The 18,149-nt window shown below is 72.2% G+C and carries 17 protein-coding genes; 7 read left to right on the forward strand and 10 right to left on the reverse strand.

What is annotated here, in order from left to right:
- Positions 1-102: 102 nt before the first annotated feature.
- From ACQPXS_RS28755 to ACQPXS_RS28770, 4 genes are all read right to left on the reverse strand, one after another.
- Complete coding sequence (locus tag ACQPXS_RS28755) at positions 103-633, reverse strand: hypothetical protein (RefSeq protein ID WP_433452131.1); 531 nt, start codon at positions 631-633, stop codon at positions 103-105.
- 446 nt (positions 634-1,079) lie between these two features.
- Positions 1,080-2,711, reverse strand: coding sequence for a phospho-sugar mutase (locus ACQPXS_RS28760; protein ID WP_433452132.1), 1,632 nt, complete (start codon positions 2,709-2,711; stop codon positions 1,080-1,082).
- Positions 2,712-3,080: 369 nt separating this feature from the next.
- On the reverse strand, positions 3,081-3,905 hold the full coding sequence (locus tag ACQPXS_RS28765; protein WP_351798837.1) for a purine-nucleoside phosphorylase: 825 nt from the start codon (positions 3,903-3,905) through the stop codon (positions 3,081-3,083).
- Between the two features lie 131 nt (positions 3,906-4,036).
- On the reverse strand, positions 4,037-4,474 hold the full coding sequence (locus ACQPXS_RS28770) for a gamma-glutamylcyclotransferase (protein WP_351798840.1): 438 nt from the start codon (positions 4,472-4,474) through the stop codon (positions 4,037-4,039).
- Positions 4,475-4,570: 96 nt separating this feature from the next.
- Between ACQPXS_RS28770 and ACQPXS_RS28775 the strand changes: the two genes are divergently transcribed.
- The gene (locus ACQPXS_RS28775) at positions 4,571-6,019 is read left to right on the forward strand and encodes an NAD(P)H-quinone dehydrogenase (protein ID WP_433452133.1); all 1,449 of its coding nucleotides are present in this window, start codon (positions 4,571-4,573) and stop codon (positions 6,017-6,019) included.
- Positions 6,020-6,185: 166 nt separating this feature from the next.
- Positions 6,186-7,130, forward strand: coding sequence for a DeoR family transcriptional regulator (locus ACQPXS_RS28780; RefSeq protein WP_433452134.1), 945 nt, complete (start codon positions 6,186-6,188; stop codon positions 7,128-7,130).
- Positions 7,131-7,307: 177 nt separating this feature from the next.
- Here ACQPXS_RS28780 and ACQPXS_RS28785 read toward each other — a convergent pair whose 3' ends face one another.
- Positions 7,308-9,080 carry an acetyl/propionyl/methylcrotonyl-CoA carboxylase subunit alpha gene (locus ACQPXS_RS28785; protein WP_433452136.1) on the reverse strand — a complete coding sequence of 591 codons (1,773 nt, stop codon included), beginning with the start codon at positions 9,078-9,080 and terminating at the stop codon, positions 7,308-7,310.
- 367 nt (positions 9,081-9,447) lie between these two features.
- Here ACQPXS_RS28785 and ACQPXS_RS28790 point away from each other — a divergent pair, with 367 nt between their 5' ends.
- Positions 9,448-10,014 carry a hypothetical protein gene (locus ACQPXS_RS28790; protein WP_433452137.1) on the forward strand — a complete coding sequence of 189 codons (567 nt, stop codon included), beginning with the start codon at positions 9,448-9,450 and terminating at the stop codon, positions 10,012-10,014.
- Here ACQPXS_RS28790 and ACQPXS_RS28795 read toward each other — a convergent pair.
- The 4 genes from ACQPXS_RS28795 to ACQPXS_RS28810 form a co-directional block, all read right to left on the reverse strand.
- Entirely contained in the window at positions 10,000-10,617 is a 618-nt protein-coding gene (locus ACQPXS_RS28795; RefSeq protein WP_365321819.1) for a Maf family protein, read from the reverse strand. The genes ACQPXS_RS28790 and ACQPXS_RS28795 overlap by 15 nt on opposite strands.
- Before the next feature lie 33 nt (positions 10,618-10,650).
- Entirely contained in the window at positions 10,651-10,779 is a 129-nt protein-coding gene (gene mmpB / locus ACQPXS_RS28800; protein ID WP_351798858.1) for a morphogenic membrane protein MmpB, read from the reverse strand.
- A 135-nt stretch (positions 10,780-10,914) separates the two neighbouring features.
- Complete coding sequence (locus ACQPXS_RS28805; RefSeq protein WP_351798860.1) at positions 10,915-11,124, reverse strand: acyl-CoA carboxylase epsilon subunit; 210 nt, start codon at positions 11,122-11,124, stop codon at positions 10,915-10,917.
- A gap of 9 nt (positions 11,125-11,133) precedes the next feature.
- Positions 11,134-12,753, reverse strand: coding sequence for an acyl-CoA carboxylase subunit beta (locus tag ACQPXS_RS28810; protein WP_365321822.1), 1,620 nt, complete (start codon positions 12,751-12,753; stop codon positions 11,134-11,136).
- Between the two features lie 110 nt (positions 12,754-12,863).
- On the opposite strand from ACQPXS_RS28810, the gene ACQPXS_RS28815 reads away from it, so the two are divergent.
- The gene (locus tag ACQPXS_RS28815; protein ID WP_433452139.1) at positions 12,864-13,724 is read left to right on the forward strand and encodes a biotin--[acetyl-CoA-carboxylase] ligase; all 861 of its coding nucleotides are present in this window, start codon (positions 12,864-12,866) and stop codon (positions 13,722-13,724) included.
- 306 nt (positions 13,725-14,030) lie between these two features.
- A complete protein-coding gene (locus ACQPXS_RS28820; RefSeq protein ID WP_351798869.1) occupies positions 14,031-15,176 on the forward strand; it encodes an adenylate/guanylate cyclase domain-containing protein in 1,146 nt (381 codons plus the stop codon).
- Positions 15,177-15,190: 14 nt separating this feature from the next.
- On the opposite strand, the gene ACQPXS_RS28825 is transcribed toward ACQPXS_RS28820, so the two are convergent.
- Positions 15,191-15,820, reverse strand: coding sequence for a hypothetical protein (locus ACQPXS_RS28825; RefSeq protein ID WP_433452141.1), 630 nt, complete (start codon positions 15,818-15,820; stop codon positions 15,191-15,193).
- 209 nt (positions 15,821-16,029) lie between these two features.
- Between ACQPXS_RS28825 and ACQPXS_RS28830 the strand changes: the two genes are divergently transcribed.
- Positions 16,030-16,824: an enoyl-CoA hydratase/isomerase family protein gene (locus tag ACQPXS_RS28830; protein ID WP_433452143.1), complete on the forward strand. Its 795-nt coding sequence runs from the start codon at positions 16,030-16,032 to the stop codon at positions 16,822-16,824.
- Positions 16,825-16,915: 91 nt separating this feature from the next.
- Positions 16,916-18,061 carry a diguanylate cyclase domain-containing protein gene (locus tag ACQPXS_RS28835; RefSeq protein WP_433452144.1) on the forward strand — a complete coding sequence of 382 codons (1,146 nt, stop codon included), beginning with the start codon at positions 16,916-16,918 and terminating at the stop codon, positions 18,059-18,061.
- Positions 18,062-18,149 lie beyond the last annotated feature (88 nt).

Genomic DNA, 18,149 nt, shown 5'->3' on the forward strand with positions numbered 1-18,149 from the left:
TGGCGGGATGCGCCCGGCGTGTCGGCCGTCCGACAATGGCCAGGGCGGGTGCTCCGGCCCGATTCCGGCAGGCCGGAGCACCACATGTGCACTCGGCGAGGACTAGTCCCAGCCCCCGTCCCAGCCCCCGTCCCAGTCCCCGTCGAAGTGCCGGACCACGCGGAAGCTGGCCACCACGCCGTCCTTGATCTTGATGCCGTCGACGTGCCCGACGCGCACGCCTTCCGCGGAGCTGCGGGGCCCGACGGTGGCGACCGGAGCGCCGTTGTCGCAGACCACCCCGCGGAAGACCTCGACGGTCTTGCGGCTGTCGTTGCGGATGTTCAGGGTCCTCGCGCCCAGGCCGCTGATCACGGTGACGCAGTCGCCGGGGTGGGCGGAGTACGAGCGCTCGTTGATCTCGATCCGGCCCCAGTCCTCGTGGCCCCTGCCCCCCGGGCCCCTGCCTCTGTTCCCGCCCTCGTTGCCCTTGCCCGGTCCGGCGTTGCCGCCGAGGGGAGACGTGGCGGGAGCGGCCGGAGCGGACTGGGGCGCCGGGACGGAGGCCGCCGAGGCGTAGGTGATTCCTGACGCGGCCAGGGCGGACGCGGCCGCGATACCAGCGGTGACGACGGTGGAACGGGGGAGCTTCATGTCGCTTCTCCTGTCTCCGGTTTCAGAGATACCGGCCCGTCAGCCGGCTTGTGAGTAAAAGTACCCACGCCGGTCATATCGGTCATATAAGACAACCGGAACGAGGGGCTGATAGGGGTATTTTTGTCGCCGCGCACTGCTCCCCGGGGTCGTCGTCAGCCCATCAAGTAGACGCAATTAAAAGCAGATTGACCTACTATTAGCCCTTTTGAAGTATCTTCTGACGCCCGCTCACTTCCGTCGTGTCGCGGCGTGTCGCGGTGTGCCGCCGCGTGTCGCTGCGGCGGCGGAGACGAGTCCGTGTTAAAAGGGCGTCGCCTCGGCGCCGTCGGCCGCGGAGGGCGCGACCGCAGTGCGAGCGACGAGCCACCGTCCGGATCCGGGGAGTTGAGGAACGACGAAATGGGGTGCCCCCGGCTCGGGGCACCCCATCGCTGTCGTACGGATCAGATGCCGGCCGCCGCCGACAGGTCGCGCTTGATCGCGGTGAGGAGGTCGGTCGCGCGGGCGCGGGCGGCCGGGAGGGCCGCGTGGTCCGCGACCGGGACGACGACCTCCAGGTAGCACTTCAGCTTCGGTTCGGTGCCGCTGGGGCGGACGATCACGCGGGCGCCGTCGAGGGTGTAGCGCAGGCCGTCCGTGGGCGGGAGCTTCTCGCTGCCCCGGGTGAGGTCCTCGGCGCCGGTGATGGCCAGGCCCGCCAGCTCGGTCGGCGGCTGCTCGCGCAGGCGGCGCATCGCGTCCGCGATGAGCGAGAGGTCCTGCACACGGACCGACAGCTGGTCGGTGGCGTGCAGACCGTGCTCCACGGCGAGGTCGTCGAGGAGGTCGAGGAGGGTACGGCCCTCCTCCTTGAGGCCCGAGGCCAGCTCCGTGATCAGCAGCGCGGCGGTGATGCCGTCCTTGTCGCGCACGCCCTCGGGGTCCACGCAGTAGCCGAGGGCCTCCTCGTAGCCGTAGCGCAGGCCGTCCACGCGGGCGATCCACTTGAAGCCGGTCAGCGTCTCCTCGTAGGGCAGGCCCGCCTTCCCGGCGATCCGGCCGAGGAGGGAGGAGGAGACGATCGACTCGGCGAACACCCCGGTCGCGCCCCGGCGGACCAGGTGGGCGCCGAGCAGCGCGCCGACCTCGTCACCGCGCAGCATCCGCCACTCCGCGCCGTCCTTCACGGCCACGGCACAGCGGTCGGCGTCGGGGTCGTTGGCGATGATCAGGTCCGGGTCGGCCGTGCGGGCCTGGGCGAACGCCAGGTCCATCGCACCCGGCTCCTCGGGGTTCGGGAAGGCGACCGTCGGGAAGTCCGGGTCGGGGTCGGCCTGCTCTGCGACCAGCACCGGCTTCGGGAAGCCGGCCCGGGCGAAGGCGGCCAGCAGGACGTCCTTGCCGACGCCGTGCATCGCCGTGTAGACGGTGCGGGCGGTGCGCGGGGAGCCCTCGGCGAGGACGGCGTCCGTACGCGCCAGATAGGCGTCCAGGACCGCGTCGTCCAGGGTCTGCCAGCCGGACTCCGGGCGCGGTACGTCGTTCAGGGAGGCGATCGCGTCGATCTCGGCGGCGATCCCCGCGTCGGCGGGCGGCACGATCTGGGAGCCGTCGCCGAGGTAGACCTTGTAGCCGTTGTCCCGGGGCGGGTTGTGGCTGGCGGTGACCTCCACGCCCGCGACCGCGCCGAGATGCCGTATGGCGTACGCCAGGACCGGGGTGGGCAGCGGGCGGGGGAGTACGGCGGCGCGCAGGCCGGCACCGGTCATCACGGCGGCGGTGTCGCGGGCGAAGTCGGCGGACTTGTGGCGGGCGTCGTAGCCGATGACGACGAGTCCACCGGTGTGGCCGTTCTGCTTCAGGTACGCGGCGAGGCCGGCCGCTGCCCTGATGACGACGCTGCGGTTCATGCGCATCGGGCCGGCGCCGAGCTCGCCACGCAGACCCGCGGTGCCGAACTGGAGGGTGCCGCCGAAGCGGGCCGACAGTTCGTCGACGTCACCGGCCTCGATCAGCTTGGCGAGTTCGTCGCGGGTCTCCTGGTCGGGGTCCTCGGCGAGCCATGCGTGGGCCTTGGCCATCAGATCGTCGTGCACCTTGGGATCAACCTCTCCTCGTTTCGCTGGGGGCTCCGCCCCAGATCCCCGTTTCCCACGCGCCCACCCGGCTCGGTCGGCTGCGAAGTGAACGAGCGGCACCGCGCCACCGCTCCCACCCGCCGAGGCCGGCTCGCGCCGCCACGGAACCGGCGAGTCCCCGCGCTCGTCGCTCGGTGATGCGCCGGCAGCCCGGGGTGTCCCCGAGCCGCCGCTCGGCCGTCCACTCGGGGCCCGCTCGCGCCGCCACAGAAGCACCCGCGACCCCCCGAGCCGCCGCCCGTCGGTGAGCTCGCGGACCCGCGAGTCCCCCGATGGTCCCGCCGCTGCCGCCGCAACCCGCGAGAGCCCGGCGGCATGCCGTATGTCTTACAGCTTCCCCAGCACCTGGCCCAGCAGCTCGCCCATCCGTGCCGCCGAGTCGCGGCCCGCCTGGAGGACCTCCTCGTGGTTGAGGGGCTCGCCGGTCATGCCGGCCGCCAGGTTGGTGACCAGGGAGATGCCCAGCACCTCGGCGCCCGCCTCGCGGGCGGCGATGGCCTCCAGGACCGTGGACATGCCGACCAGGTCCGCACCGATGACGCGGGCCATGCGGATCTCGGCCGGGGTCTCGTAGTGCGGGCCGGGGAACTGCGCGTAGACGCCCTCCTCCAGGGAGGGGTCGATCTCCTTGCACAGGGCGCGCAGGCGGGGGGAGTAGAGGTCCGTCAGGTCGACGAAGTTGGCGCCGACGATCGGGGAGGTGGCCGTGAGGTTGATGTGGTCGCTGATCAGGACCGGCTGGCCGGGACGCATGCCCTCGCGCAGGCCACCGCAGCCGTTGGTCAGGACGACCGTCTTGCAGCCCGCGGCCACGGCCGTGCGGACGCCGTGGGCGACGGCGGCGACGCCGCGGCCCTCGTAGTAGTGGGTGCGGCCGAGGAAGACCAGGGCCCTCTTGTCACCGAAGGAGTACGAGCGGACCTTGCCGCCGTGCCCCTCGACGGCCGGCGGCGGGAAGCCGGGCAGCTCGGTGACCTGGAACTCGGCGTCGGGCGCGCCCAGGGCGTCGACGGCCGGAGCCCAGCCGGAGCCCATCACGAGGACGACGTCGTGGGTCTCGGCGCCGGTGAGTTCGCGCAGGCGCGCGGCGGCGGCGTCGGCGGCGGCGTACGGGTCGCCCTGGATGTCGTCCGGAAGAAGAGATGCGTTCACGAGGTCGAGGGTAGCCGGTCCGCGCCTACGCGCGTAGATGATAGACGTCACGGGATTGCTTTCGTTGTCTTGTTGTTTCCGACCAAGCCCGTGACATGAGGGGCTTTGCGTCACCTGTGAGCCCTCTGTGCTCAGCAGGGGCGCTTGCGGAGCTCCATCACATAGTCGTGGGGTGCCCCGGCCGACTCCGCCGCGTCGGCGATCTCGCCCAGGTAGCGGGCGGAGGGCAGACCGCCCTCGTAAGCGTTCAGGACGTACGTCCACGCGGCCTCCTCGCCGTCGAGGGTGTGCACGCGCACGCGCACCCGGCGGTAGAGATCCAGTCCCACGCCCTCCCACCGGTCGAGGGACTCCTCGTCCAGGGGTGCGATGTCGTACAGGCCGACGAAGACCTCGGCGAGCGGGTCCTCGACGATCGTCGCGAGCGCGCCCTCCCAGCCCAGGTGCTCGCCGCCGAACGTCAGCCGCCAGCCGTTCAGCCAGCCCGTGGCGCGCAGCGGGGAGTGCGGGGCGCGGTGGGACATCAGGCGCGCGTCGAGGTTGCCTGCGTACGCGGCATAGAGCGACATGGGGAGAGGGTACGGCAGGGGGCACGCGAGTCACTTGAGTCCCAGGGGAAGCTTCCGCGCGCCCCCGGGCAGTAGCACCTTGAAGCGTGCGGGACAATGGAGTACGTGACTCGGATCGTGATCATCGGTGGCGGACCCGGCGGATACGAAGCGGCCCTGGTGGCCGCCCAGCTCGGTGCGGAGGTGACCGTCGTCGACTGCGACGGTCTGGGCGGAGCGTCGGTGCTGACCGACTGCGTGCCGTCGAAGACGCTCATCGCTACGGCCGAGGTGATGACCACCTTCGATTCGTCGTACGAAGAGCTCGGGATCATCGTCGCCGACGACACCCCGCCGCTGGAGCAGGCGGCCCGGGTGGTCGGGGTGGACCTCGGGAAGGTCAACCGGCGTGTCAAACGGCTCGCGCTCGCGCAGTCGCACGACATCACCGCCTCCGTCACCCGCGCCGGAGCCCGGGTCATGCGCGGCCGCGGCCGGCTGGAGGGCATGCAGGCCCTCGACGGGTCCCGGAAGGTCGTCGTCACCGCCGCCGACGGCACCGAGGAGACCCTCACCGCCGACGCCGTCCTCATCGCCACCGGCGGTCACCCGCGCGAGCTGCCCGACGCCCAGCCCGACGGCGAGCGCATCCTGAACTGGACCCAGGTCTACGACCTCACCGAGCTGCCGGAAGAGCTGATCGTGGTCGGCTCCGGTGTGACCGGTGCCGAGTTCGCCGGCGCCTACCAGGCCCTCGGGTCGAAGGTCACGCTCGTGTCGTCCCGGGACCGGGTCCTTCCCGGTGAGGACCCGGACGCCGCCGCCGTGCTGGAGGACGTCTTCCGGCGCCGTGGCATGAACGTCATGGCCCGCTCCCGCGCCGCCTCCGCCAAGCGGGTCGGGGACCGGGTGGAGGTGACGCTCGCCGACGGGCGCGTCATCAGCGGCACCCACTGCCTGATGGCCGTCGGTGCCATCCCGAACAGCGCGGGCCTCGGCCTGGAGGAGGCCGGCGTCAAGCTGCGCGACTCCGGCCACATCTGGACCGACAAGGTGTCCAGGACGACCGCTCCGGGCGTCTACGCGGCCGGTGACGTGACCGGCGTCTTCGCGCTCGCCTCCGTCGCCGCCATGCAGGGCCGTATCGCCATGTACCACTTCCTCGGCGACGCGGTGGCCCCGCTGAACCTGAAGACCGTCTCCTCCAACGTCTTCACCGACCCCGAGATCGCGACCGTCGGCTACACGCAGGCCGACGTGGACGCGGGCAAGATCGACGCCCGGGTCGTGAAGCTCCCGCTGCTGCGCAACCCGCGCGCCAAGATGCAGGGCATCCGGGACGGCTTCGTGAAGATCTTCTGCCGCCCGGGTACGGGGATCGTCGTCGGCGGTGTGGTCGTGGCGCCGCGCGCCTCGGAACTGATCCACCCCATCTCGATCGCCGTCGACAACAATCTGACAGTCGAACAGATCGCGAACGCGTTCACGGTGTACCCCTCCCTTTCGGGGTCGATCGCGGAGGTGGCCCGCCAGCTCCACACCCGCAAGGCGGGCGTGGAGGGCTGACGGCCGGTTCCAACTTCCCGCTGGTCACGGGGAGTTGCCGCGTTTGCGCACGGCATAGTCAGGGCGGGTAGGTCCTATACCACTTCCCGCCCTGCCATGCGAACAACTTCGTTTATTCGGCGCAAACTGCTGAAAGCAGACGGTCGCTGGGGTTACTGTCAGTTTCGTGTTCGCTGCTGAACGTCGCCAATTGATCCTCGAAATGGTGCGAGCGAACGGTGCCGTGTCGCTCCGTGAACTCGCCCGCGTCGTCCAGACCTCCGAAGTGACCGTACGGCGGGACGTGCGGGCACTGGAGGCAGAAGGACTCCTCGACCGCCGGCATGGCGGTGCGGTACTGCCGGGCGGGTTCACGCGAGAGTCCGGCTTTCCGCAGAAGTCCCATCTCGCGACCGCCGAGAAGACGGCCATCGCCGACCTCGCGGCGGGCCTCGTCGAAGAGGGCGAGGCCATCGTGGTCGGCGCCGGTACGACCACGCAGGAGCTGGCCCGCCGGCTCGCGCGGGTGCCCGGGCTGACCGTCGTCACCAACTCCTTGCTGGTGGCTCAGGCGCTGGCCCACGCCAACCGGGTGGAGGTCGTGATGACCGGTGGCACCCTGCGCGGCTCCAACTACGCCCTCGTCGGCTCCGGCGCGGAGCAGTCCCTGCAGGGGCTGCGGGTGTCCAAGGCCTTCCTGTCGGGGAGCGGGCTCACCGCCGAGCGCGGGCTGTCCACCTCCAACATGCTCTCCGCGTCCGTCGACCGGGCCCTCGTCCAGGCCGCCGCGGAGGTGGTGGTCCTCGCCGACCACACCAAGCTCGGCACGGACACGATGTTCCAGACCGTGCCGACCGACCTCATCACGCGCCTGGTCACCGACGAGCCGCCGACCCACGACGACCGTGCCGCCACCGAGTTGCAGGCCCTTGCCGACCAGGGGGTGCAGATCGCCGTCGCCGGGGCGAACGGAGCCTCTCCGGGGGGTGAGCAGGCCCCGGGGCGGCGCGCTCCTCTGCCGGGGCCACGCAGGGGGCACGTGCCGGGTTCCTCACCGCTGAGGTCGGCTGCGGGGTTGGGGGAGCACGCGGGGGTGGAGCGGGGGCGCGTCGCTGATCTGCGGCGGCGGTGAGGTGCCTGCGCCTGATCGCCGTGGGGGCCGCAGGTACCACTGGAGCAGCCCTTCGGCCTGACCGTGGCCGGCGCTGGTCACCGTGAAGACGAAGTCCACGCGACCAGCTCAGGACCCGGAACAGCGGTTGGCCCCCGGTGTGCACCGGGGGCCAACTCAGTTTCTTGCGGCGGGACTTCAGTCCTTGATCTCGCAGATCGCCGCGCCGGAGGTGACGGACGCGCCGACCTCCGCGCTCAGGCCCTTGATGGTGCCCGCCTTGTGGGCGTTGAGGGGCTGCTCCATCTTCATGGCCTCCAGGACGACGACCAGGTCGCCCTCCTTGACCTCCTGGCCCTCCTCGACCGCGACCTTGACGATCGTGCCCTGCATCGGGGAGGCGAGGGTGTCGCCGGAGGCGACGGGGCCGGACTTCTTGGCCGCGCGGCGCTTCGGCTTGGCACCGGCCGCGAGGCCGGTGCGGGCCAGGGACATGCCGAGGGAGGCCGGGAGGGAGACCTCCAGGCGCTTGCCGCCGACCTCGACGACGACCGTCTCGCGGCCCGCGTCCTCCTCCGCCTCGGTGTCGGCGGGGGCGGCGAACGGCTTGATCTCGTTGACGAACTCGGTCTCGATCCAGCGGGTGTGGACCGTGAACGCCTCGGTGGAGCCGGTCAGCTCGGGCGCGAAGGCCGGGTCCCTGACCACCGTGCGGTGGAAGGGGATCGCCGTGGCCATGCCCTCGACCTGGAACTCGTCCAGGGCGCGCGCGGCCCGCTGAAGGGCCTCGGCGCGGGTACGGCCCGTGACGATCAGCTTGGCGAGCAGGGAGTCCCAGGCCGGGCCGATCACGCTGCCGGCCTCGACTCCGGCGTCCAGGCGGACGCCGGGGCCGGACGGGGCGTCGAACCGGGTGACCGTGCCGGGCGCCGGGAGGAAGTTGCGGCCCGGGTCCTCGCCGTTGATGCGGAACTCGAAGGAGTGACCCCGCAGCGGCGGGTCGTCGTAGCCCAGCTCCTCGCCGTCGGCGATGCGGAACATCTCGCGCACCAGGTCGATGCCGGCGACCTCCTCGGTCACCGGGTGCTCGACCTGGAGGCGGGTGTTGACCTCCAGGAAGGAGATCGTGCCGTCCTGGCCGACCAGGAACTCACAGGTGCCGGCGCCGACGTAGCCGGCCTCCTTCAGGATGGCCTTAGAGGCCCGGTACAGCTCGGCGACCTGCTTGTCGGACAGGAACGGGGCCGGGGCCTCCTCCACCAGCTTCTGGTGGCGGCGCTGCAGGGAGCAGTCACGGGTGGAGACGACGACCACGTTGCCGTGCTGGTCCGCCAGGCACTGCGTCTCCACGTGGCGGGGGCGGTCCAGGTAGCGCTCGACGAAGCACTCGCCGCGGCCGAACGCGGCGACGGCCTCACGCACCGCCGACTCGTACAGCTCGGGGACCTCTTCGAGGGTGCGGGCGACCTTCAGGCCGCGGCCGCCGCCACCGAAGGCGGCCTTGATCGCGATCGGCAGGCCGTGCTCCTCGGCGAAGGCCACGACCTCCTCGGCACCGCTCACCGGGTCCGGGGTGCCGGCCACCAGCGGGGCGCCGGCGCGCTGCGCGATGTGCCGGGCGGCGACCTTGTCACCCAGGTCGCGGATGGCCTGCGGCGGCGGGCCGATCCAGATCAGGCCCGCGTCCAGGACCGCCTGGGCGAAGTCGGCGTTCTCCGAGAGGAAGCCGTAGCCCGGGTGGATGGCGTCCGCGCCGGACTCGCGCGCCGCGTTCAGCACTTTCTCGATGTCCAGGTAGCTGGTGGCCGGGGTGTCACCGCCCAGGGCGAACGCCTCATCCGCGGCGCGGACATGCAGAGCGTCCCGGTCCGGGTCGGCGTAGACGGCCACGCTCGCGATCCCGGCGTCCCGACAGGCCCGGGCCACGCGGACAGCGATTTCGCCACGGTTGGCGATGAGCACCTTGCGCACGATTGAGGCTCCCTCCTTGAAACAAGCCGAGTTTAGGGACTGCCGACACGGCACTTCGACCCGTCCCCAATGGTGAGCTTGCCCACACGGAGCGTGATGCGAGGCGCGCTCGACCCGCGAAAAGCCTTGTCGCACCTCGGTACGCAGGGCTCCTTCGGGAAACCCTAGCCCCGTCATGTGGTCAAGGTCTCTGTGAGAGCGTGCTGCGCCCCACTCTGTTTCTTTGTCGAGTCCCTACGAATGGCCCAATGATTCTTTGCTGCCGCGCGAACCCTTGTCCCACGGTTTACCCGTTAGTAGCGTTCATGACGACTCGAACGTACCTGGGGTAACAGCGACGTGGCTTGAGAGTGGGTGGGGACCGGTGGTGCGCAGACCGGTGGCATGGGTCGTGGCGATCGTCCTTTTGGCGGAGGCGTTCTTCATCGGGGCGCTGAACTGGTTCCTCGGTGTGGTCGTCGACCGCCAGGACATGTCCCTGGCCGGCCTGGACCCGGACGTGATGGCGACGTCCTCGAAGATCGGCGGCCTCGTCTTCGGCCTCTACTTCGCGCTGTGCGCGCTGGTGGCCGTCCTGGTCGCGATACGTGACCGCGCCCCCGCGGGCTTCGGCCGCGTCCTGCTGATCAGCGTGGCGGTCGTCCACGGCCTGCTGGGCGCCTTCGCCTGGGGCTTGGTCGGCTGGACGGCGTTCCTGTTCATGGTGGCGGTGCTCGGCCTCGTCGTCCTGCTGCTGATGACGTACGACCGTGACGGCGGCCCGCAGCGGGCCGTGGCCGGGGGCGGTGCGGACGAGGGCGGCGACCCGAAGGCCGAGGCCGAGCCGGGTCCGGTCACGGCCGAGGCGGCCTCGCCGGCCCCGCGCACGGACGAGCCGCGGGACGGGGACGACGAGCCGCGGGACTCCGTGCCCGCCCAGTCACTCGTCCGGTGACCACAACTCCGTGATGCCGACGCCCAGTTCGGCCAGCAGCTTGCGCACCAGGGGCAGGCTGATGCCGATCACGTTGCCGTGGTCGCCCTCGATGCCCTCGATGAACGGCGCCGAACGGCCGTCCAGGGTGAAGGCCCCGGCGACGTAGAGGGGCTCGCCGGAGGCCACGTACGCCGCGATCTCCTCGTCGCTGGGGTCACCGAAGAGGACCACGGTGGACGCGGTCCCGGACACGTACCGCTTGGCCGTCGTGTCCCAGATGCAGTGCCCCGTCTGGAGGGTCCCGGCGCGCCCGCGCATCGCCTTCCAGCGGGCGGTCGCCTCCTCGGCGTCGGCGGGCTTGCCGAGGGCCTGCCCGTCCAGCTCCAGCACCGAGTCGCAGCCGATCACCAGGGCGCCCTGCACGCCCGGCTTCGCCGCCACGACCGAGGCCTTCGCCTCGGCCAGGGCGAGCGCCAGCTCCGCCGGGGTGGGGGCCGTGATGGCGTCCTCGTCGACGCCGCTGACGATCACCTCCGGCGCGAGGCCGGCCTGCCTGAGCAGGCCCAGGCGGGCGGGGGACTGGGAGGCGAGGATCAAGCGGCGGCGTGGCTTGGCAGTCATGCCGTCAGACTAGCCAGCGGGCGCCTGTCCGGCTCACCTCAGGCCGATGACCAGCATGATCAGGACCATGGCCAGGGCCATGAGAAAGCCGAGCCGCCGGAGCATGTCGTGCGCGTCGCGCATCTCCTTCGGCGGCTCGTTCTCGGGGTCTGACCACAGCACTCGTCCAGGGTGCGGGTCTGCGGGGGGTGGGCGCCTGAGTACGGCTACTCAGGTTGGCGCCCGGTGCCTCCCCGCTGTGCGCCCACGCGGCGGGGCCGCATGCCGATACGGCCCCGCACCTCGCGCGTGTCGCGCCTAGCCCGGCCAGTAGGTGCGGGTCCAGGACGCCGGCCCGGGCTTGGGCAGGTGGGCGGCGGCGATCCTGCTCGGGTCGGACCACGCGTCCCTCGGGCCCTTCGCGCCGGGCGGCGCCGCCGCTGCCGCCGCGGCGCGGGCGCGGACCACCGCCAGAGCGGCGGCCAGCTCCTCCGGGGTCGGGTTGCCCCGTACGACTCTGATCGTCACAGCGGCTCCTTACAGGGGGATGTTGCCGTGCTTCTTCGGAGGCAGGGATTCCCGCTTCGTGCGCAGCTGACGCAGGCCGCGGACGATGTGGGCGCGGGTGTCGGACGGCATGATCACCGCGTCGATGTAGCCGCGCTCGGCCGCGATGTAGGGGTTGAGGAGGGTGTCCTCGTACTCCTGGATCAGCCGGGCCCGGGTGTCCTCGCCCTGTCCGGCGGACTCCGCCTCGGCGATGGTGCGGCGGTGCAGGATGTTGACCGCGCCCTGGGCGCCCATGACGGCGATCTGGGCGGTCGGCCAGGCCAGGTTGAGGTCGGCGCCCAGGTGCTTGGAGCCCATGACGTCGTAGGCGCCGCCGAAGGCCTTGCGGGTGATGACCGTGATGAGCGGGACGGTGGCCTCGGCGTAGGCGTAGATCAGCTTGGCGCCGCGCCGGATGATGCCGGTGTGCTCCTGGTCGACGCCCGGCAGGAAGCCCGGCACGTCCACGAAGGTGAGCACCGGGACGTTGAAGGCGTCGCAGGTGCGCACGAACCGGGAGGCCTTCTCGGACGCGTCGATGTCGAGGCAGCCGGCGAACTGCATCGGCTGGTTGGCGACCACGCCGACCGGGTGGCCCTCGACCCGGCCGAAGCCGGTGAGGATGTTCGGCGCGAAGAGCGCCTGGGTCTCGAAGAACTCGCCGTCGTCCAGCACGTGTTCGATCACCGTGTGCATGTCGTACGGCTGGTTCGCGCTGTCCGGGACGACGGTGTCCAGCTCGCGGTCCTCGTCGTTGACCGCGAGGTCCGCCTCCTCCGGGAAGACCGGGGGCTCGGAGAGGTTGTTGGACGGCAGGTACGACAGCAGCTGCTTGACGTACTCGATGGCGTCCTTCTCGTCGCCGGCCATGTGGTGGGCCACGCCGGAGGCGGTGTTGTGGGTGCGGGCGCCGCCCAGCTCCTCGAAGCCGACGTCCTCGCCGGTGACGGTCTTGATGACGTCCGGGCCCGTGATGAACATGTGCGAGGTCTGGTCGACCATGACCGTGAAGTCGGTGATGGCCGGGGAGTAGACCGCGCCGCCCGCGCAGGGGCCGACGACCAGGCTGATCTGCGGGATCACACCGGAGGCGTGGGTGTTGCGGCGGAAGATCTCGCCGTAGGCGCCGAGGGAGGCCACGCCTTCCTGGATGCGGGCGCCGCCGGAGTCGTTGATGCCGATGACCGGGCACCCGGTCTTCAGCGCGAAGTCCATGACCTTGACGATCTTCTGGCCGTAGACCTCGCCGAGGGCGCCGCCGAAGACGGTGAAGTCCTGCGAGAAGACGGCGACCGGGCGGCCGTCCACGGTGCCGTAGCCGGTGACCACGCCGTCCCCGTACGGCCGGTTCTTCTCCAGGCCGAAGTTGGTGGAGCGGTGCCGGGCGAACTCGTCGAGCTCGACGAAGGAGCCCTCGTCGAGAAGGAGTTCGATGCGCTCACGGGCCGTCAGCTTGCCCTTGGCGTGCTGCTTCTCGACGGCGCGTTCCGAGCCGGCGTGCGTCGCCTCGTGGATGCGGCGCTGGAGATCCGCGAGCTTGCCCGCGGTCGTGTGGATATCGATCCCTTGAGGCGTGTGGATCTCTTGACGCTCTTCCGGCTCGGACATCGGGATGCGGCTCCCTGCCTGCTCAAAAGGGGGGACGGTTACTCATCCGTAGAGTAGTGCTGGGCCTGTGCGTCGGCAGTGCGGCGTTTCCCACACCTAGGGTGACTTGCATGACGCCGCACAATGCATCAGATGACAGCCGCTGGTCCAACCTGGACCGTCCGCCCCTGAACGCCGCGGCTCTGCGGCGCGCGCTGGTCCGGGAGGACAGCCTGTACAGCGCGGTGGACGTGGTGCAGCGCACCGGCTCCACCAACTCCGACCTGGTCGCCCGGGCCGTCGCCGGGAAGGCGGACGAGGGGGCGGTGCTGGTGGCGGAGGAGCAGACCGCGGGCAAGGGGCGCCTGGACCGCCGGTGGACGGCGCCGGCGCGCTCGGGCCTGTTCTTCTCCGTGTTCCTGCGGCCCGCCGAGGTGCCGGTGGCCCGGTGGGGCTGGCTGCCGCTGCTCACCGGAGTCGCCGTGGCGACCGGGCTGTCCCGGGCGGCGGGCGTGGACACGGCCCTGAAGTGGCCGAACGACCTGCTGGTGACCGTGGCGGGCGAGGAGCGCAAGGCCGGGGGCATCCTCGCCGAGCGGGCCGGTGCGGACGGTGTGGTCATCGGCGTCGGCGTCAACGTCACGCTGCGGGCGGAGGAGCTGCCGGTGCCGCAGGCGGGGTCGCTGGCGCTGGCCGGGGCGGTGAGCACGGACCGGGATCCGCTGCTGCGGGCGGTGCTGAGGGCGCTGGAGGACTGGTACGGGCGGTGGCGGGGCGCCGAAGGCGATCCTGCGGTCAGCGGCCTTCAGGAGACCTACGCGGCGGGGTGCGCGACGCTGGGACGCACCGTGCGGGCCGAGCTGCCGGGGGAGCGGTCGATCGTGGGTGAGGCGGTGGCGGTCGACGGGGACGGGCGTCTGGTCATCGCGACGGAGACGGGTGTGCAGGAGCCGGTGGGGGCGGGGGACATCGTCCATCTGCGGCCCGCGTGAGCGGATGCCTGCGGCGCCGCGGCCATGAGGCCGACAGCACGGCAGCGCCCCGCAGGGGCGCGGGGAACTGCGCGGCCAACCGCGGGGGACCGGTACTGGGCGACTGCGGGGGGCGCACCCCCGGACCTGCCCCGATGCGGGGGCCCGGGGGTGCAGCCCCGGGGTGGCCGGCGGCGACGCCGGTCAGCGCGTCCGGCACCGGGAAGTGGACCGTCGGCCGAACCCGACGGAGTGAGCTGGCGCACACCTGCCGTAGAGTTGAGGCCGGTCGAAACGTGACCGCGGCAGATCGGAAGGGCAGCAGGCGTGACCGTCGACGACACGGGCTCCGGCGCGGACGCGGACGGCCGGGTGGACCCTCCCCAGGAGCGGGGGAACGCCCACGCCGCCGACCCGGGCGAGGACCCGCTGGCCCTGCGCCTCGAACAGCTCATCCTGGGCGCCGAGCGCCGCTACACGCCGTTCCAGGCGGCCCGTAGCGCCGGTGTCTCCATGGAGCTGGCGTCCCGGTTCTGGCGGGCGATGGGGTTCGCGGACATCGGGCAGGCCAAGGCGCTGACGGAGGCCGATGTGCTGGCCCTGCGCCGGCTCGCCGGTCTGGTCGAGGCGGGGCTGTTGAGCGAGGCCATGGCGGTGCAGGTCGCCCGGTCCACCGGGCAGACCACCGCCCGGTTGGCCGAGTGGCAGATGGATTCCTTCCTGGAGGGTCTGACCGAGCCGCCCGAGCCCGGGATGACCCGCACCGAGGTGACGTACCCGATCGTCGAGCTGCTCCTGCCCGAACTGGAGGAGTTCCTGGTCTACGTGTGGCGGCGCCAGCTCGCCGCCTCTGCCGGCCGGGTCGTGCAGTCGGCGGACGACGAGGAGATGGTCGACCGGCGGCTCGCCGTCGGCTTCGCCGACCTGGTCGGGTTCACCCGGCTGACCCGCCGGATGGAGGAGGAGGAGCTCGGGGAGCTGGTCGAGGCCTTCGAGACCACCGCCGCCGACCTGGTGGCCGCGCGGGGCGGCCGGCTCATCAAGACCCTCGGCGACGAGGTGCTCTACGCGGCGGACGACGCCGGCATCGCCGCGGACATCGCGCTGCGGCTGGTGGAGACGCTGGCGAACGACGAGACGATGCCCGAGCTGCGGGTCGGCATGGCGTTCGGCACGGTCACCACCCGTATGGGTGATGTGTTCGGTACGACGGTGAACCTGGCCTCCCGGCTGACCTCCATAGCCCCCCGGGACGCCGTGCTGGTGGACAGCGCCTTCGCCGAGGAGCTGATCCGTACCGGCGAGGCGCCCGCCTCCGAGGCCGAGGCGGCCGAGGCCGCGGCGGCCGCCGAGAAGGAGGGCGAGGAGCCGCCGACGTACCGCTTCGCACTCCAGCCGATGTGGCAGCGCCCGGTGCGTGGGCTCGGTGTGGTCGAGCCCTGGCTGCTGGCCCGCCGTGACGGCCGGCCGTAGGTGCGCGCGCCTCCTCAGTGGACGTCCACGCACAGGCCCAGCACCGGTACGCACAGCCCGCCCGGGCCTGGGTGCGCCTTGCTGTGACTCGGTGACGGTGTGGTCGGCGCCGGTGGGGTGGTCGTGGGGGCCGGACGCGGGGCGGACGTCGCCGCCGAGGGCTGAGGTGTGGTGCCGGAGGTGGTGCCCGGAGCGGTCGGGAGGGCGGTCGCGGTCGGTAGGGCGGTGCCCGTCGGCGATGCCCTTTTCGCGGCCGGACCGGTGCGTGCGCCCGTGGGCGTCGGCGCGGGGCTCCTGCCGCCCATGACGGAGGTCGCCGAGGGCGGTGCGGTGGGGTCGGCGGAGACTGTGGCGGCCGTGTTCGACGCGTGGTCCGCGGTGCCGCCGCCCGCGCCGGCGCGGGGCTCGGCCTCCGCCGTGCCCGGGGCGCCGACGCCCGACTCCGGCGAGACCCGGACCAGGCTGAGCACGCCCGCCGCGAGGGCGAGACCGCCGGCGGCGAGCAGGACCTTGCGGGGGCGCGGTTTGCGGTGCCGCCCGCGCCGTACGCCCGACGCACCGGCCGGCTCGCCGCGTCCTTCCGGCTCCCCCTCCGCGCCCGGTGCCGTCTGTGCCGTACGGGCCTGTGCACGTATCGGTGCCATGGTTCCCCTCCCCGGTTCCCCTTCCGGCCGCGCCGCAGGCATGCCGTGGCGGACGCACGCTATGCGGTCCTGTGGGCGATGTGGGGTGAGACGGCCGGGATGTCACTCGAACGGGCGTAGCCCTCTGGACTTTCCCGAGATCGGGTACGGCTGCGATGATCGGGCCGAGAGTGCGTTAACCCGCGTTAACACGTGAGCCGGAGGATGTCATGAGCGAGGAGCGGTTCGGGGAGTTCGTGCTGGTGCGGCGACACGGGCATGTCGCGGAGCTGGTCATGGACCGGACCAAGGCCATGAACGCCGTCTCGACGGAGATGGCCCGCTCCCTCACCGCCGCGTGCACGGCGCTGGCCGGTGACCGGGACGCGCGTGTGGTGGTCCTGACCTCGTCCCATGAGCGGGCCTTCTGCGTCGGCGCGGACCTGAAGGAGCGGAACTCCTTCAGCGACGCGGACCTGCTGCGGCAGCGGCCGGTGACGCGCGGGGCGTACACCGGGGTGCTGGAGCTGCCGATGCCGACGATCGCGGCGGTGCACGGCTTCGCGCTGGGCGGCGGTTTCGAGCTGGCCCTGTCCTGCGACCTGATCGTGGCCGACCGCACGGCGGTGGTGGGGCTGCCGGAGGTGTCCGTGGGCGTGATCCCCGGGGGCGGCGGCACGCAGCTGCTGCCGCGGCGGGTCGGCGCGGCGCGGGCGGCCGAGCTGATCTTCTCGGCCCGGCGGCTCGAGGCCTCGGAGGCCGCTGAACTCGGGCTCGTGGACCGGCTGGTGGACGAAGGCCGGGACCGGGAGGAGGCGCTGGACCTGGCCGCCCGCATCGCCGGCAACTCACCGGTCGGCCTCAGGGCCGCCAAGCGTGCCCTGCGCCTCGGCCACGGCCTGGATCTCCGGGCGGGCCTGGAGGTCGAGGACGCGGCGTGGCGCACCGTGGCGTTCTCCGGGGACCGGGCGGAGGGCGTGGCGGCCTTCAACGAGAAGCGCAAGCCGGAGTGGCCCGGTGAGTGAGGCGTCCCGAAAGGGCCCGGGGCCCTGAGATCCCTCCACCGATCGCCCCATCAATGTCCCGATTACCCCAAATCATCCCTAACCTGGAGTAATGGCTGAGGACAAGCGGCTGGCCGCCGTGGTGGCGCTGGCGCAGGGGATGGCGGCGGCGCACACCCCCCGGGACTCGTGGCAGGCCGCCGCACTCGGCGCCTGCCGGGCGCTGGACGGCAACTTCGCCGCGCTGTCGGTGTGGGAGCGGGAGCTCGGCCGGCTCCGCGTCCTCGTGAACGTGGGGGACCGGCGCCCGGACGAGGAGGAGTTCCCCGAATCCGAGGCCTACCCGGTGCACCAGTTCCCGGAGATCACCGAGTTCCTGCACGAGCGGTGGGCCGGCGGGGGCGGCCCCAACGCGTGGGTGGAGACCGCCGAGGGGACGGCCGCCGGCACCCCGGGCTACTTCCACCACCGGGTCGCCGCCCTGCGCCGCCGCGGCCGGGGGTGCTGCGTGGTCGCCCCGGTCCTGCTGCACGGCAGGGCCTGGGGCGAGTTGTACGTCGCCCGGCCCGTCAAGGCCCCCGTGTTCGACCCGGCCGACGCCGACTTCGCGACCGTGCTGGCCGCCGTCGTCGCCGCCGGGCTTGCGCAGACCGAGCGGCTGGAGGAGGCCCGCCGGCTCGCGTACACCGACGCCCTCACCGGACTCGCCAACCGGCGGGCCGTGGACGTGCGCCTGGAGGAGGCGGTCGAGCGGCACCGCATGGAGGGCCTGGTCGTCAGCCTCGTCGTGTGCGATCTCAACGGGCTGAAGCGGGTCAACGACACCCTCGGGCACGCCGTCGGCGACCGGCTCCTGGAGCGCTTCGGCTCGGTGCTCTCGCTGTGCGGCGCCATGGTGCCGGGCGCGCTGGTCGCGCGGCTCGGCGGGGACGAGTTCTGTCTGCTGGCCGTCGGGCCGGCCGCCGACGACGTGGTCAAAGCCGCCGATGAACTGTGCCGGAGGGCGGGGGAGTTGGAGTTGGGGGAAGGGGTGGCGTGCGGGGTCGCCTCGACCGAGGATCCGATCGGGGAGGTGCGGGACGCGCGGCGGCTGTTCCGGCTCGCCGACGCCGCCCAGTACCGGGCCAAGGCCCTCGGCGCCGACCGGCCGGTGGTGGCGGGCCGGGGCGGGCCGGAGGACCCGGTCGTCCGGCTGGCCGACGAGCCGCCGCACGTGTCGCCCGCCGAGCGGCGCCGGTTCCGCGGGCGCCGGCCGTAGTTTCGCCGCTGAGGCGAAGGCCACACGGATCGGTAAGGGTCTCTCCCGTACTCCACTAGTGACATCGCCGCATTCAATGCGTACGCTC

The organism is Streptomyces sp. CA-142005, from assembly GCF_050942335.1.
In the GTDB taxonomy this organism is placed as follows: domain Bacteria; phylum Actinomycetota; class Actinomycetes; order Streptomycetales; family Streptomycetaceae; genus Streptomyces.